Here is a 14,691-nt window from a genome sequence, read left to right as displayed (position 1 = left end):
ATGCCGACGCACCCTGTCGACGTCCGTTCTCGCAAGTGAGGCCATCGACCCCCGGTTAGCGGAAGCCGGGGGCTCTCACTCTCGACAACGCGGGGGTCTGGCTAATAGGGAAACACCAATTGGACTGATTTTAGACGTCAGTGCTGGTCCGAGTTTCAAACCATTATCGAAGACGTCAGCTCGGCCGAAAGAAACGTCTTTAGGTGAGACGACCTTAGTCGGTAGCTATCTTGGCTAGGTAGCGTCCTAAACGCCGGCTTTCCTCATCAAGACGTCCAATGCCTCGCCGTAAGAATAGCCCGTTTCGTTACAGTAGCGCTTGAACCGATTGATCGTAGCAAGCGGCGCGCGGACGTACGCCTGGTCAAACGGCTCGCTCGGTTTCCGTACTCTGCCAACCCGCTCGATGGTCTCGCGGCTGGTGAACCCGTTGCGTTCGGCGGTACGATCGGCGGCCCGCTGGTCCAAATCCCCGTTGTTGTCTTCTCCCGACTCCGGCTTGAACTCGTCGATCTTGAGCTTGCGCTGTTCACTTCCGAAAATATCGTTCTTGCTCATCACGCCGCCTTTCCATCTGCGATCGCCCGAAGACAATCCAACAGGTCTGCCGTTACCTGTATGGCATTCTCGATAGCACCGCTCAGCCCGTTCACGATCTTGCCATCGAGTTCATAGAGGCTCAGCTTTTCCATGAACATGGCGTTGTAAGCTTCTCGTCTGTAGAGGTGCGTAGGCATCACCGGAAGGCAGTTTGCGATCATCTGGTTGGTGATCTCGCGCTCAATCCGGCGGGTGAAGGGAGGCGGGTTGGTTCGATTGAAAGCCAGGCAGAAGTTGAGTCTGCGCCCCGTATCCTCTTCGCTCTCTTTTACCAGATTGACTGCGCGGGCGGCCTCCCTGGCGTCCAGCGCGCTTCCCGAAAGCGGAATGAGAGTAAGGTCGGCGCGGATGATCGCGCGAGACGCCAGCCTGCTGGCCGTTCCTTCGAGATCGACGAATACGAATTGGCTCTCACGCGCCGCGCTGTTGATGCTGTCGCGAACGTTCGCCTCGGTAATGTCACTTATGACCTTGATAGGCAGGCGGCTATGACCCGATCGCCAGTCTGAAATTGGCCTATTTGGATCGGCGTCCAACACCGTTACCGAAGCTCCCTCGTGGGAAAGCGTAGTCGCCAGCGTTAAGATCATCGTGGATTTTCCAGCGCCACCCTTGGGGTTGGCCGCGCATATCACCGGCATTTCACGATTCCTTCCAAAATCTCGCCGCGACAAGTTACGTCAACGAATGTGCGCCTGCAAGCACGAGAGATTGCAATCAAGGGGTCATGAATTCGTGATAGCACTCTTGCAATCAATATAGTTGGCGATCTTTTGTCATTGCGTGGAAGGACAGCCTGGATGAATAAAAAACTGAATCGGCGCAATTGCATCCAGTTAGCGGGCGGCCCTGAGAAGTGCGCAACGAAAGTTCTGCTAATCGGCATTATCGTTGGGCAATGAAGCGCCCGATTATGTTCTGAAACCAAATCGCCCCTGCGGGGTGGCGAACGGCACGTGGAGCGGTTCAGTAGGTTTGTCCCACAGGGGCTAAATCTAGCCCGATTTTATTGGGTTATTTCTGCTCGATGGATTTGGTGCGTCCCTGAAGGTTTAATTGATCTATCGCGAAAGTGGCCATCACCGTTCCTGCGGCGATGATGCCGAACTTGCTGTCCGACGAAAATGACAACCCAATCGGCCCCCAACCTGGTTGTTCAAACTTCTGAATTACTTTGCCCGTGTCCATCGAGATCAGTGCAATCGCAGTGCCATTTTCATCTGGCAGCGAAATCAAGCCATAGCGTCCGTCCGGGCTGACCCCCGGAGCCGCACTATGGGAGAAGTACGATGCCGTGCCAGAAAGTGTCCATTTCACCCGGCCAGATGAAACATCCCTCAACTCGGCAATTGTTCCGGATTGCGGTGTCGGGGGCGAGCAGGAATTCCCCCATTCGCATAGCGCACCCGTTGCACTAAGATTGCCCATGATCAAAACGCTTGAGGCATCGCTCGAAAGTGTGAACGGCGTCCGCCGAGTAGTGGATGCGAGGGGAACGACGCGCGGCGGTTGCCCCTGAACCCAGAGTAGCCATTTGCCGGGTGCCCATGCGATCAGAATATGTGCTTTGCCGAATGGGTCGATCCGAGATTTGACGGCTTCCAAGCTCCTTTGACCGACCAGTTCCGGAATGCTGTCCCTTTCGACCGATTGCAGGATCGTTCCGTTACGTGCATCGACCAAGGCGAGCGTCGGCTTTCGATCTTTATGCTTTGGCTTGTCGTAGCTTCCCTGGGTTCCGAACGCGGCAAGCGCAAGCCCCGAACCGCCAACCCAGTAAATCTCATCGAGTGGACCGTTCGGATGAACGAGTTCGGGCAGCTTTATCTCAGAGCCATCCAAGGCGAAGAGATATGGCCGCAGGTGGCCGACGGCGAAGCCACTTTGCATCGCCACATGGCGTTTAACTCCGATAACCGCGGATGAGTCATCAAGCCAGGCGAATGGTGCTGTCCTTAAAAGGAAGTCTCCCGGGAGGGGTTCCTTGATTGTATGGGAGCGGCCGCCCCGCGTCACATCCCCGAGCCATAAGCCTTTCGTGAAACCGAAGGCGGCCACGAAATGGCCGTTCGGAGAAAGGAAGGGCGGAAGTATCCGCGGCCAGCTCTCCGGGATCGGTAGGCAGCGTATGGTTTTGAATGTCATCGGGCCGTTAGGGGTCGGCTCAAGCATTGCAAGCGTGGGGCCCCAGTTGTCGCCATAACAGCCTATTCGTTCTGGAGCCGCGGTGGCTACGTCATCAGCGCCAAATGCCGCGATCATGACACCCATTACGAAAGAAGCTATCGACGGTGCATGTTTCATCGCTTTCCCTTCATGGAACCTGGCCCCGCCAGCTTCGAAACGGAATACGGGCACCAGTAAATTTCTAGGGGTCTTCTCAAGAGGCCCGAGCTCGCTCGTATGGCGGTACGTTCGGATTACGATTCAATGGCTAGCCGGTGTGTGGCTGCTTATCTCAACCATCGTGCCGTCTTTGATCTCGGACTTATCCGATCCAACTAATAGGAAGCCCTCGGTTGACGACTCCTTGGATGGGCTGGGATGAAGCCAGTCCTTGTAAGCTGCGACTTCACGTACTTCATTGCCAGGAACATGCAATCCGGCAATGAGCCTGCTGCCGATAGGGAGATCGGTCGATCCTTCAATGGCGACCATAGTGCCATTGCGGCCTTCGACCCGAAGCGCTTCCAAAATCTCTCGCATTTACCATTCTCCCGGTGGGTAATGCCCCTTGGCCAACCAGCCATTGAACTCGTTGCCCCTTCAAGGCAGTGTGCCTGCCCGATAGGAGACAAAGTCGATGTTTGGCAAGAAGCCATCAAGGCAGAGCGTACTTCAACTCGACGTTGCAGCACATAGGGAAGGGATCGAAAATTCTCCCTTTGATGTGGTGTTGCCGGATTACGAACGACCGGTCTCCCTCGACACGATGGGGTTTATGGGACTGCCAGCATGATGGTCTACGGATACTGGAGAGGAATTATATGGGCGACGTTGCACGCAGTATCGATGCGGTTATCGGGCTTGGATTCGCGGACCTACTGAAAGCGCATGGTTTTAAAAAGACGGGCCGCAATTGGCACCGGGCCGATGGTGAGAACTGGCTGATCGTGAATATCCAAGCGAGCCGTTCGAATACCGGCGAAAATGGAGAGTTTGTCGTAAATCTTGGGGTCTACGTGGCGGCGGTTGCAGCTCTCGCAGGACAGGCCGCGATCAATGGAAAACCCAAAGAATACGACGCGACAATTCGGGAACGGCTAGGGAGCCTCGCCTATGGCGAGGATCATTGGTGGGCGGTTGAGTCAGGCTCAAACCTGGATTTGATCTCCGCTGATCTCGTAGAAAAAATGCTGTCCGTCGGCTTCCCATGGCTCGAAACTCATCGCGACATATCGCACCTCGCTGCTGCCCTTCGGAATAGCCCGTCTCTGTTGTCAGTCAGCGCGGCATGGCTCGCAGGCGACAAAGACGAAGCAAGTCGGCGATTGCGCGAGGCAATAGAGCGCAGGCCTGCCGCCAGAGAGCGTTTCAGTGCCTGGGCGATCAACAATGGCGTTGCGCTCTGAGGCGGCTGGATGCGATCTTTTTAATGGGGATGGCTGCGTGGGGGCGGGAGGGGATGGAGCAACAGCCCCTGGAAGAATCCTCTGCATCGTATGACCTAAGCAGTGTTCACATACCGTGCGCGCCTGCTAGGCTCGCCGCAACCGACTGGGGAGGGAGCGATGCTGGACCAAGAGCGGAAGTTCAAGCTACTAAAGGCGCTCCATCAGCGGGATAGTGCTTTCGTGATCCCGAACCCGTGGGACGCTGGTTCGGCACGTCTCCTGTCGAGCCTCGGATTTGAAGCACTTGCGACGACCAGCGCGGGGTACGCTTTTTCCAAAGGCAAGCTGGACTCGTTCGCAAGTCTTGGACGAGGCGAAATCTTGGAGAACGCTGCCGAAATCGTCCAAGCCACCGATTTGCCTGTCATAGCCGACCTGGAAGATGGTTTCGGTGCCGCGCCGGAAACCTGTGCCGAGACAATCCTCTTGGCTGGCCAGGTCGGCCTTGTGGGCGGATCGATCGAAGACGCGACCGGCGATCCCTCTAGGCCAATCTATGATCTGTCTCACGCGACCGAGCGCGTTCAAGCTGCGGCAGAGGCGGCGCGGGACCAGCCGTTCCTCCTAACGGCGCGGGCAGAAAACTACCTTTGGGAACGGCCTGATCTGGACGATACCATCCGACGATTACAAGCATTTTCGGCCGCTGGAGCGGATGTTCTTTACGCCCCGGGCTTGCCGCATATCGAAGCGATCCGAACGGTTTGTGCCGCCGTGGATAAGCCGGTCAATGTCGTCATGGGGTTGCGCGGACAAAGCTATTCCGTTGCTGAACTCTCGGCCGCCGGGGTGCGACGGGTGAGCGTCGGTGGCTCATTTGCGCGGGCCGCACTTGGGGCGTTATTGCGTGCAGCGGAGGAGGTGAAGTCTGCCGGCACATTCGGGTACGCCGCCGAGGCGCTTTCCGCGACTGCGATCGGCCAGTTGATGTCACAGGAGAAGCGCGACGACAGGCGATGAGTCAGGCAACTGCGCTTGGTCGCAATAAGCTGGTAGGGCGACCGCTCCGGGAAGGAGCCAATGGCCGCCATTTCGTCGACTGACCTGCAGTTTGTATCATCGACATCCCGTCGGCCATGATGATGGCGATATTCGACGTCGCAAAACTCAAACCTCTGCGACAGATAGCGCTGGCGGCTTGCCAAACGCCGCGACTGCCACGCAAACGCCGACGAGCTGCAACGTTACGCCAATCGCCTCGGCAGGAGAAGGCAATCGTCCCTCGAACATGAAGCCATAGGCAAGGCCGAACACGGTTTCGGCAACGATAAGCTGGGCCGCCAGAGCCAGCGGCAGGCGGCGGGAAGCGACCACCCAGCACCATGTTGCCAACCACGAGCCAGCCAGCCCCATCAGCAACGCCCATCCGATGAAGCGAGAGACCTCGGAACCAGAGACCGCATTCACCAGATCGAACGAAGCTAGCGGCAGCAGAATTAAGCTGCCGATTGCCGCACCGATGCCCTGCAATCCTGTCCATTGTAGACCGTCCGGCGCATCGATCGATCCCATCACGGCCGCATTGACTAGACCGTAGATGATCCAGATCACCAACGCCACGGAGCTGGCGAGGATGCCGAGTATGATTGATCCCGTGGAGGAAAGGTCAGCCGCGCCGATCGTGGCGACATTGACAATTGCCACCCCGATCAAGATCATTGCCAGTGGCAAGGCAAGGCTTTGCCAAGGTGCGGATCGGTCTCGGATATTGGCAATGATCGCCAGAGACACCGGCATTGTGCCGATGATGACTGGCGGAATGGCAGCGCCGGCGAGCTTCACGGCGAAGGCAGCACTGACAAAATAGCCCACATATCCAGCGCCGCCGAGAAGCAAGCCGATCAAAACCCGGATGGGTGCCATCCCAACGGGCCGGAATCGTTGATTGATCATCAGAAACAGGCAGGCCACACCGAAGATGCCATAACGGGCAATGGTCAAATCCCATGCCGTGAACGGTGAGACGGCGCGTGGGGCGACGAAGGTCAATCCCCACAAGGCGCAAGTGGTAAGGCCGGCGATGATCCCAAGCAGCATGACGATCTCCCTTTGATGGGCGATCATGCGATGTGATCCGGCGGATTTCTATGGAAAGACAAAGGAACAGTGGCTAGTTTGCATTCCATGTCCAAGGCAAAAGCACCAACAAACCTTCAATCTGGAAACTCGACGTTGGACGAGACGGAGCACGTATTCTCGCTGCGCTCGATTCCGACGCCCGATTGTCGATGAGCGAGCTTGCCCGTCTGGTCGGCATGTCCGCGCCGAGTGTATCGGACAGGGTTCGTCGACTGGAAGCCGCCGGCATCATTCGGGGTTTCACCGTGGATGTCGACACGCGCGCCATCGGCTATCAGATACGGGCCATGGTGAGGATCAGGCCGCTGCCCGGCAAGCTGCACCTAGTCGAAAGGCTCATTCTGGAGCGGCCGGAATTCGTCGAATGCGACAAAATTACCGGCGACGATCCTTTCCTCGCGCGCTTGGTCGTCCATTCGATCGAGCAGATGGACGATGTTCTCGAAGCCCTTTCCGAACACGCCGTCACCAGCACGGCCGTCATCAAGGGAACATCCGTCAAACGGCGGCTGCCGCCCCTTTAGCCAACCCTCGCAGAAGGCGCTCCCGCAACAGCCGATACGGGTGTTTCGGCATGCAAATTTGAGACCCTTGGCGGGGTAATCGGCGTCCAAAAATTGGACGCCGATAAGGGGTGATTTTTGGACGCCGATTGACACTTCAGCATCGTGTTGGAGTAGGCGGGGTCAGTGTCGCTGTAGACGCCGCCAGGACCGACGTAGGCACCATGGGCGGAAGATGTGTCCAGTCCCTCGGCAGCGAACGTGCTGTCACGAGAAGGGCCTTCATGGCGTTGAGGTGCTCCAGAACCTCGCTGACCGACCGCGGCATAGGCGTATCGGTGAGACGGTCTTGGCGCGGGTAAGCACTTGACCTCAAGTGCCCTTGAGGTTGCAAAGGTCATAACGGCATGTTTTCCGCCGAAAGATACGAGACCTTCTATGAGCATCAGCACCCCACGACCTCTGAAAATCACAATTCTTTCATGCAGTCTCGATCCAGAAAGCCGCAGTCGAGACCTCGGTCGCGAGGCAGAACGCTTCCTAGAAGCGCAAGGGTGTGTTCCGCAGTTCATTGATTTGCGCGAATTTCGGCTGCCAGACTTTGATAACTCCGCTTGCTATCGTGACCCCGCCTATGTCCCACTGCATCAGGCCGTTCGAGATGCCGACGGAGTTGTGCTTGCCGTACCAATCTACAATTGGTGAATCGGAAGCGCCGCCAAGAGCCTCATCGAATTGACGGGCGCAACTGGAGCGGAAAGCCGGAAGTCGGCATGGTTTGACCAGATTGTGACCTTCTTGTGTGCTGGAGGGCTGCCCCACAGTTATATGGGGTATGGAGCAACTGCGATGTCGCTGATGTTGGACTTCAAATGCGTCATCAACCCTTACGCCGTTTATGCGACGGAACGCGATTGGGGAAACGGGATCATGTCAGATGTCCTTTCCGCGAGATTTCGAAAATCTCTGGAGGTCAAGATCGAGCTAACCTCTCTATTGAAAGCGAGGCGATATTCGTCCGACTGGGAAATCTAACTGTTGACCAAAATCATCGGCTCGGTACGACGGCGGCGAGCTTCGTGAACCTTCTCCTTCAGGAGTTTTGCCCTGTGTCGAACTAGTAGACGCAATTCGCTGCGAACGCCCCTCGCTTGAAGCCGGCGTTTAACCTTTCTTTGGTTTCCATAACGCCGCGGTTTTCGCCACCGAACCTGCAGGCATATCCGCCTGACCGGCAAGTTCGTAACCGAGAAAACGCATGAGTTCTCCCACGATCCCACCTGCACTTTTGGTTCCATCGTTGTGCGGATGGTAACGATCGCCAAGGTCCGCGACGATGAGCGGCTCGACCCCGGCCAATGCGGGTCGCCCGGCCTCCGTCGCTTCGATAGCCGCCTTCTTTCCTTCCGAGGACCAGGCAATCTCTTGCATTCTCTGGTAGACGGGGTCGGACAATCTCATGCCTCCGGAGCTGAGCGGCAGTCCGGAAGATTCAATCAGCTCAATTATTTCTCGCCCGCCGTCGTCAAGGCGCTTCCTGGCGTTTTCGTGGAGGTTCGCGCGTTGCTCAGGAGTCATTTTCCTGAGTCTTTCGCTTGTGATCGTCATAACTTGCTCCTCAGCTGACTGTTGCTCCGTTCACCTGCGGATCGGGGGCAGCCAATCGGGGCCAAGGGGCATCTGGTGCTCTGGCTGACCCTGAACGTCTGGTTTCAAGGGCGCAGCTCTCAAGGGCGGGGGTGCTGGACAGCTACAACTGACGTAGTTGCCTTCATTGTCCACCGTGAGACAGAAGCATCTCGAACAAATAATGCCTTCTTCCATTGCCTCCGACCATTCGCCCACAAGAACCTCCACCTTCATTTACCACAGCTTGGCAGAGAGTTTCCTGCGGTCAATTCACCTAAACGGGCAGTGCATCGCTTGAACTGGGTGGCCAGCACTGGGCGTACAGAGGGGTGGCGAGTGTTACTATCAGCGGTCAGAACGATCCTGCCGGCGTATACGACGTCAATATAGGCTTGAACCGTTTGCAGTTCGCATTTCGCGAATTCGATTTTGGCCCCGATGGCGGTTATGCTCAGCTCGTCGGCAGTGACGCCGAAGGGGACACCCTCCAATCTTTGCCGGAGCCCTACGGTTCGACCGTTGTCTCCGTGTCAGGGGAGCCGATATCGGAGACAGACGAGCTTTGGCAATCATAGTCTATGCTTTACACGCCCACGAGATGATCTCGCGGGGCGAGTAGTGGTTTGAAACGAGGACTTGCTTCAGGCTCGGCGCGCGTCCGGTCGCCGCTCGGGCGCTGGCTGCTGGACGACAGTCAGAGCTGTAATACCCGCCTCGTCGGCGGCACGTAGGAATGCTTCCCGAAATTGCTCCGGAGCAATCTGACCGCTGATCGCATCGACGCAAGCCTTCACCGCAGTGACATATTCTTCGCCGTCGTCGGAAGGCCAGTCTTTGAGCAACAGATATGCCGCTTCTCCGAGAGTGCGTACGATCCTGTGAGCTGGCTGACCGCGCAGAGCCAGCCCGACAGGGGTGAATGCAGAGGTTGCGTCCCAGTCCATTGTCCTCGACCCCGAAAGGCAGGGATCGCAGTCCCCAAGAGCACTATAGGCGTATATTCCAAATTGGTAATTGACGATTGATTACCCGAAGTGACGGGGTGTGAAGGATGCCGTGGGAAAGGAGTGGGCGCTCTACGATTTCGTATCGGAGCGCCCTGAGCTGCATCGGCCTTTGTTGCGATGATGGCCGACGGCAGGACGCTGAAATGACGAGATTCTGGCCAGAATGCAACCGAAAATCAAGGCGGTGGCGGTGAAGAAGTCTGCGAGGGCGATGTAACTCGGGTTTCAGATGTCCGTTGCATCTTGGCCTCACGCGAATTCCAGATCATCAGCACCAATGTCGTCATGGCAAAGAATGCCAGCGCTGCCAGATGGATTTTTCCGATGCGGCGCACGAAATAGGATTTGGCCTTAGCCTCGACAGCCTGGGCCATGGCCCTCCTTCGCCTGTCGTCTTCGAGGAGATGCCGGCCGTACTAGAGTTATGTACTGTGCATCTCGGCGGGTTGCCTGGTTGGCCGATGCCCTCGGACGGCGATCCGAAGCCGTTGCGTCTGTCAGAATTGAATCTCGATCAGCTCGGGAGGCTCCTTGTTGAAATCGGAATATCGAATCCACCGCGGCGTTGCTTTGAACATCACTGCTCCCCTCTCGATGAACTCCCTTTCGGCCGGAACGCTGTTGAGATGGGCTTCCTGGTATTGTTCCATATCTGCGGCAGGAACCCTTGTTGCCTCACCCTCGTATTGAACCGTGATGTTATCGTTCCATCCGACAACGAACGCGACGCCAGGACGCTCCGCGAGATTGGTAAACTTCCGTGTGTCTTTGAAAGTATCGAACACGATCTCAAGATTGTCCCGCACCAAGAAGTCGACCGTAGCCGCTTCCGGCGTTCCGTTGCGGTGGCATGTCGCAATGACCGCCAAGGTGTGCTTCCTCAGGAATTCAAGGATCATGCGTTTCGTGTGGTCTTCGTCCATTGCCTCATCCCTTAGTGGGTATTCTCGATTTTCGTTCAGTCGCCTGCCGGCCTCAGCGGAGTTGGGCCGCTAGCGCCGCGAGCTTGCCAGATATTCGTTCATCGCCTTGCGTTCTGGAGGCGGTCCTGCCGTCTCGGCCTATGTGACCAAGACGGCAGCCACTCCTTGCCCCAAGGTCGAGGCACTCCTCAGTTACGCGGTCTGGGGAGCAATTGGACGATAGCCACTACGAATTAGGTTGGCTTTCAAGATTTTGACATTTTCTTCTAACGCCGGTCCCCGATCCACTCCCAGGCTTCGCTCGCCGCAATTGACGGCTGCAATATGTTCCTCGCCGTATGCGAAGGCGATAGCCAAAATTGCTTCTCATGCGGGACAGCTTGGTGACCTGGAATTAGTGTGTTTCGACAGCGCGGTGGCCTTTCTCCAGCTTTACTTCATCTTCCGAAACCGCACGTTCGGCCGTAGGGTACGACCATGAAAGAGAGATGTACGGAAGTGCCGATGATCGTAGCGCAGATTTCTGATATTCACGCTGCACCGAGTAACGACAATCTGCTGCGACTCAACCGCGCATTGTTGTGGCTTTCCGCGCTCGAGCCGGATGCGCTTGTCGTGTCGGGAGACCTAATTGATGATGACTGGACCGATGGTTACGCTGCGATAGCAGCCCGTCTTGAAGCCTTGAATTGTCCGTTCATGTTGGTGCCCGGTAACTCGGACGATCGGCAATTCATGCGAACCGTTTTCGCGACACGTTATGGAGCGGTTGACGACTGCGACGCCATGCATTTCCGCGCGCAGATCGGAGGGCTCGGGTTGGTGGGAATTGACACCTGCCTGCCCGGTACTTCGGCGGGCGACGTTGTCCAGCATCTTGCTTGGCTGGAACGGGTACTGGAGGAGCTAGCCTCATGCCCCACGCTTCTCTTCGCGCATCACCACTTCGTGCCAAGCGGAATCGCGCCGATGGATGCGGTGATCGCGGAGGGTAAAGCCGAGCTTGGTGACTTGCTGACCCGGCGCTCTCTTGCGCCAATCGCTATATCCTCGGGCCATGTCCATCGGCCAATGAGTGCTATGTTGGCGGGAATCCCCGCACATATCTGTGGCTCGATCTGCCCAGCTAACCCGCTATGGTTCGGGGACCGGAATATTCCTGCCGTGAACGAGCCACCGATGATAATGGTTCATCGTCTCACTCGCGATGGACTGGTGAGCAGTCACGTCGCCGTCTGAACGGCAATCAACTTCATGGACGAGCAACGAGAGTTCCTCGGTGGTTCACCGGCAAAGCCCCAGTCATAGCGTCCCCACTCAAAGCGTTGACGCCGCCACGATAGGATAACTGTCCCGCCGAACTCTGGGGAACCCAAACCCGTGCGGGCGAACGGGAACCTGAAGAAAGTGCGAGACTGCCCACGATGGTCACCATCGCGATCAAGATGACGGCGATCGGAAAGGCGATGCCAGACCGTTTTTCTTGACGATATATCATCGAATACTCCTGTCCCCGGCGGCGGAAAGACGCGCCGCCGGGGAATGCCTGGTTATGCCTCGATGATGTAGACGATCGTCAGAGCATCGGGATCGACAATGACGATCCGGCCGTCTGCAAGGATGAAGAACCGATAGCCTTCGTATTGCGGGACGATCTTCACGATGCGCGTCGGCAGCTTTTCAAGCCGGACCTTCTTCGGAATTTTCGTTCCGACGGAGACCGTGAAGTCCACTTCCTTCACCGGCGCAACATGAACCTCCTTCACCACGGTTCGAATTTCGGTCTGCTGCTCGACCGAGATGTTGACGTTGGTTTTGGTGTTCGATGTCTGGTTATTAGTCGTGGTGTTGTTGTTGACGTTGGTTTCGGAAGAGGTTTTGTTGGTCGTCGTAGCGTTCTGATCGGTCGACTGCTTCGATGCATCACCGCTTTGCGTGGCGCTGCCGCTGCCGGTTCCCTCAGCGGGCTTGGCATTCTGCGTGCTGCTCTTCGAGCCTGTGGTGGCCGAGCCGCCTGCGTCCGTAGTGCCAGACTTGGTGGTTGCCTTCTGTTCGGTGGTCGTGCCTCCACTGGCGTCTGTCGAACCTGGCTTGGTTTCTGTCGAAGACTTCCCGGACACGCTTCCGCTGGTCGACGAATTGCCGTTCGAAGGTTGCTGGGCGCTCTTTTGCGTGTCGGAACCTTGACCTGCTTTCTGCTGCGATGACTGACCCTTGCCCTGCGGGCAGGCTACCGAAGCGTCTGGCGTACAGTCGGTGCCCGGGCTCTTGCCGGTGGCGCTGGAGCCGGATTGCATGTCCGACTGCGAGCCGGATTGGGTCTGGCCGGTTTTCTGGGTATCCTGCTGGGCTGTGGCTGGCAGCGTTGCGAGCGGCGACACGCCGAGCGAGAGCGCCGCGACCATAATGGCGAGATGACTGCTTTTCATGATCGATCTCCGAGATTTGGACACGCAATGCCGTCCGCATTCTCGTGCGGTGCATGCGTGCCCTTGTTGTTGGAAGGGGCGGCTCAAGCCGCCCATCGGTCACTTGACGACCTGGATCACCTTCCGCGTGGAAGGCTCGACGATCACACGCTCATCGTTGACGATCGCGTATGCATATGTCGGGTCATCGGGAATTGGCGTCACGACCACCGTTTCCGGCAGCGGCTGCCCGACGACAACCTTCTCCTTCACCACGACGCGTTCAGTCGGGGCGGGAGCCTTTTGGACAAAGGTCACCACCTTCTCCGGCGGTGTCGCAATGACTGCCGTAGACTGCGCAAAGGCGGATGCCGATGCCAACACGATACCCATGGTAATTCCTAGTGCTTTGATTTTCATCTGTTCTTCCTCCTTGCTGCGGTTAGGTCCGCTCAAGGCCAAACCGGAAAAAGGAAGATGGGTTCCGGAGTAGGACTTAATGCCGAGGTTGGTCCGACTTTGGTCCTAAATCAAATTGGGTGCCCGTTCTGCCATCCACTACTGCGGCGGAATGCGGCTCAGCATTCGGTCTTGGACGTTGTCCCAGCCGACGACGGATGCTGCGAGCGAGATGATTTTATCGCGATCCGCGGCCTTTGTTATGTAGCCTTCGAGCAGAACGACGGGGCCGAGCATTCTGATTTCGACGGCGCTGCTGTCAACGTCCGGATCGGCAGCAAGGGTTGCCGAGATGGTCGCGATTGTCGCCGCCGTGCTGTGGCCTTCCGGACAGTGCTCCCCATCATTGTTGGGGCCAAACTTCATTTTCTTGTTCCTGTTCCGCCTTGCCCCTCCCATGGACCTCATATTGCCTCAAAAACAATATGTGCAGCGGCCGTAAGGTTGCCAGCCCGACTTAGGTCCCCCGTCTGGGCGACCATAATCTGTGGCGAATGCCTGGATGACCACAGGGGAGATTGGAAAATGCTGAAGACCGCTATGTATCTGACGTGATGCTCCGACCGCCCATATCGGCCGCCCAGGAATATGTATGAGATTTTCGCATGTGCCGCCGCATCTACATCAACCGTTCATTTAAGGAGCTGGCCGAAAGCTTCAGCTTCGCTGAGCGGGGCAACGTCGACGATTTGGGCGGCCGCCTCCCCAGATACAACGGTGCCCCCACCGAGGTGTACCACATCATCACTCAAGACGCGGAACGCCAGCGCGATCGTCCTAAGCCTGCCATCGCCGTCGCTTGCTGGGGCCTTGTTCCGTCTTGGATTGATCGGCCGCATCGTCAGCCGCCCGTCCACGCGCGCCGTGAAGACATAGCTTCGAATGAGTTATTCCGGGACGCTTACCGATCGCGCCGCTGTCTGATCCCGATTAGCGGCTTCTTCGAGTGGCTGGACATTACCGGGTCGGCCAAGAAGCAGCCTTACGCGATCGCCATGAGGGACCGGTCGATGTTCGCGCTGGCAGGCATCTGGGAAGTATGGCGTCACCCGGTCGGCATCGACATCCGTAGCTTCGCTGTCGTCACCTGTCCCGCGAATGAGATGATGGCGACAATCCACGATCGGATGCCGGTCGTGCTTCGTCCCGAGGATTACCAGCGTTGGCTGTCAGCAGACCCAGACCCACGCGGCCTGATGAGGCCCTTCGATGACGACGCGATGACGATGTGGCCCATTACCCGTCGCATATTGACCGTCAGAAACGTAGGGCCGGAGGTCATAAGCCCCGTTGATCTGAGCGCCGACCAGGTTCCGCAGTAGGATTACTGAGTTCAGGTAAATTGACGATTTTTTGAACTGTGTCATCCTGCTACTTAATCCGCCCCCTCGGTGCCGCATCGCTAATAAGGCGGCATCCGCCTGATACAAGATGCTCCGTTCTGCGGGGCATCTTTCTGTTTCGGGCCC

General features: G+C 57.3%; 19 protein-coding genes. 7 read left to right on the top strand and 12 right to left on the bottom strand.

What is annotated here, in order from left to right; genetic code table 11:
* Positions 1 to 246 precede the first annotated feature (246 nt).
* The 4 genes from AMC88_RS20065 to AMC88_RS20050 all read right to left on the bottom strand — a co-directional run bounded on the left by AMC88_RS20065 (position 247) and on the right by AMC88_RS20050 (position 3,306).
* Positions 247 to 558, bottom strand: a complete 312-nt coding sequence (locus AMC88_RS20065) for a hypothetical protein (protein WP_064830051.1) — start codon at positions 556 to 558, stop codon at positions 247 to 249.
* Positions 558 to 1,190: a ParA family protein gene (locus AMC88_RS20060; protein ID WP_237353159.1), complete on the bottom strand. Its 633-nt coding sequence runs from the start codon at positions 1,188 to 1,190 to the stop codon at positions 558 to 560. The genes AMC88_RS20065 and AMC88_RS20060 overlap by 1 nt, the downstream gene beginning before the upstream one ends.
* A 424-nt stretch (positions 1,191 to 1,614) precedes the next feature.
* Positions 1,615 to 2,904, bottom strand: a complete 1,290-nt coding sequence (locus AMC88_RS20055; protein WP_064830049.1) for a WD40 repeat domain-containing protein — start codon at positions 2,902 to 2,904, stop codon at positions 1,615 to 1,617.
* A 123-nt stretch (positions 2,905 to 3,027) separates the two neighbouring features.
* A complete protein-coding gene (locus AMC88_RS20050) occupies positions 3,028 to 3,306 on the bottom strand; it encodes a hypothetical protein (RefSeq protein WP_237353158.1) in 279 nt (92 codons plus the stop codon).
* 97 nt (positions 3,307 to 3,403) lie between these two features.
* On the opposite strand from AMC88_RS20050, the gene AMC88_RS33710 reads away from it, so the two are divergent.
* The 3 genes from AMC88_RS33710 (at position 3,404) to AMC88_RS20040 (ending at position 5,174) form a co-directional block, all read left to right on the top strand.
* Positions 3,404 to 3,559 carry a hypothetical protein gene (locus AMC88_RS33710; protein ID WP_167355293.1) on the top strand — a complete coding sequence of 52 codons (156 nt, stop codon included), beginning with the start codon at positions 3,404 to 3,406 and terminating at the stop codon, positions 3,557 to 3,559.
* A gap of 28 nt (positions 3,560 to 3,587) precedes the next feature.
* A complete protein-coding gene (locus AMC88_RS20045; protein WP_064830048.1) occupies positions 3,588 to 4,172 on the top strand; it encodes a DUF4304 domain-containing protein in 585 nt (194 codons plus the stop codon).
* A gap of 159 nt (positions 4,173 to 4,331) precedes the next feature.
* Complete coding sequence (locus AMC88_RS20040) at positions 4,332 to 5,174, top strand: isocitrate lyase/PEP mutase family protein (RefSeq protein WP_190311518.1); 843 nt, start codon at positions 4,332 to 4,334, stop codon at positions 5,172 to 5,174.
* A 147-nt stretch (positions 5,175 to 5,321) separates the two neighbouring features.
* Here the strand turns inward: AMC88_RS20040 and AMC88_RS20035 are convergent, their stop codons facing one another.
* Complete coding sequence (locus AMC88_RS20035; protein ID WP_237353157.1) at positions 5,322 to 6,278, bottom strand: DMT family transporter; 957 nt, start codon at positions 6,276 to 6,278, stop codon at positions 5,322 to 5,324.
* Between the two features lie 164 nt (positions 6,279 to 6,442).
* Between AMC88_RS20035 and AMC88_RS20030 the strand changes: the two genes are divergently transcribed.
* Positions 6,443 to 6,817 (top strand): Lrp/AsnC family transcriptional regulator, encoded by a 375-nt coding sequence (locus AMC88_RS20030; RefSeq protein WP_237353156.1) that lies wholly within the window; start codon positions 6,443 to 6,445, stop codon positions 6,815 to 6,817.
* Between the two features lie 417 nt (positions 6,818 to 7,234).
* Positions 7,235 to 7,501, top strand: a complete 267-nt coding sequence (locus tag AMC88_RS34100) for an NADPH-dependent FMN reductase (protein ID WP_237353155.1) — start codon at positions 7,235 to 7,237, stop codon at positions 7,499 to 7,501.
* Between the two features lie 459 nt (positions 7,502 to 7,960).
* On the opposite strand, the gene AMC88_RS20020 is transcribed toward AMC88_RS34100, so the two are convergent.
* The 4 genes from AMC88_RS20020 to AMC88_RS20000 all read right to left on the bottom strand — a co-directional run bounded on the left by AMC88_RS20020 (position 7,961) and on the right by AMC88_RS20000 (position 10,355).
* Positions 7,961 to 8,404: a hypothetical protein gene (locus AMC88_RS20020; RefSeq protein WP_064830046.1), complete on the bottom strand. Its 444-nt coding sequence runs from the start codon at positions 8,402 to 8,404 to the stop codon at positions 7,961 to 7,963.
* 662 nt (positions 8,405 to 9,066) lie between these two features.
* Positions 9,067 to 9,369: a DUF982 domain-containing protein gene (locus AMC88_RS20010; RefSeq protein ID WP_064830044.1), complete on the bottom strand. Its 303-nt coding sequence runs from the start codon at positions 9,367 to 9,369 to the stop codon at positions 9,067 to 9,069.
* A gap of 239 nt (positions 9,370 to 9,608) precedes the next feature.
* A complete protein-coding gene (locus AMC88_RS20005) occupies positions 9,609 to 9,806 on the bottom strand; it encodes a hypothetical protein (protein WP_064830043.1) in 198 nt (65 codons plus the stop codon).
* Between the two features lie 123 nt (positions 9,807 to 9,929).
* Entirely contained in the window at positions 9,930 to 10,355 is a 426-nt protein-coding gene (locus AMC88_RS20000) for a pyridoxamine 5'-phosphate oxidase family protein (RefSeq protein WP_064830042.1), read from the bottom strand.
* 504 nt (positions 10,356 to 10,859) lie between these two features.
* On the opposite strand from AMC88_RS20000, the gene AMC88_RS19995 reads away from it, so the two are divergent.
* On the top strand, positions 10,860 to 11,594 hold the full coding sequence (locus AMC88_RS19995; RefSeq protein ID WP_064830041.1) for a metallophosphoesterase: 735 nt from the start codon (positions 10,860 to 10,862) through the stop codon (positions 11,592 to 11,594).
* Between the two features lie 311 nt (positions 11,595 to 11,905).
* On the opposite strand, the gene AMC88_RS19990 is transcribed toward AMC88_RS19995, so the two are convergent.
* The 3 genes from AMC88_RS19990 to AMC88_RS19980 all read right to left on the bottom strand — a co-directional run bounded on the left by AMC88_RS19990 (position 11,906) and on the right by AMC88_RS19980 (position 13,588).
* Complete coding sequence (locus tag AMC88_RS19990; RefSeq protein ID WP_064830040.1) at positions 11,906 to 12,784, bottom strand: DUF1236 domain-containing protein; 879 nt, start codon at positions 12,782 to 12,784, stop codon at positions 11,906 to 11,908.
* Positions 12,785 to 12,883: 99 nt separating this feature from the next.
* Positions 12,884 to 13,183 carry a DUF1236 domain-containing protein gene (locus AMC88_RS19985; protein WP_064830039.1) on the bottom strand — a complete coding sequence of 100 codons (300 nt, stop codon included), beginning with the start codon at positions 13,181 to 13,183 and terminating at the stop codon, positions 12,884 to 12,886.
* A 138-nt stretch (positions 13,184 to 13,321) separates the two neighbouring features.
* Positions 13,322 to 13,588, bottom strand: coding sequence for a BON domain-containing protein (locus tag AMC88_RS19980; RefSeq protein ID WP_064830038.1), 267 nt, complete (start codon positions 13,586 to 13,588; stop codon positions 13,322 to 13,324).
* A 239-nt stretch (positions 13,589 to 13,827) separates the two neighbouring features.
* Between AMC88_RS19980 and AMC88_RS19975 the strand changes: the two genes are divergently transcribed.
* Entirely contained in the window at positions 13,828 to 14,544 is a 717-nt protein-coding gene (locus AMC88_RS19975) for an SOS response-associated peptidase (RefSeq protein ID WP_064830037.1), read from the top strand.
* Positions 14,545 to 14,691 lie beyond the last annotated feature (147 nt).

The organism is Rhizobium phaseoli, assembly GCF_001664385.1.
GTDB lineage: Bacteria > Pseudomonadota > Alphaproteobacteria > Rhizobiales > Rhizobiaceae > Rhizobium > Rhizobium phaseoli.
This window is presented reverse-complemented; position numbering and strand designations above follow the sequence as displayed.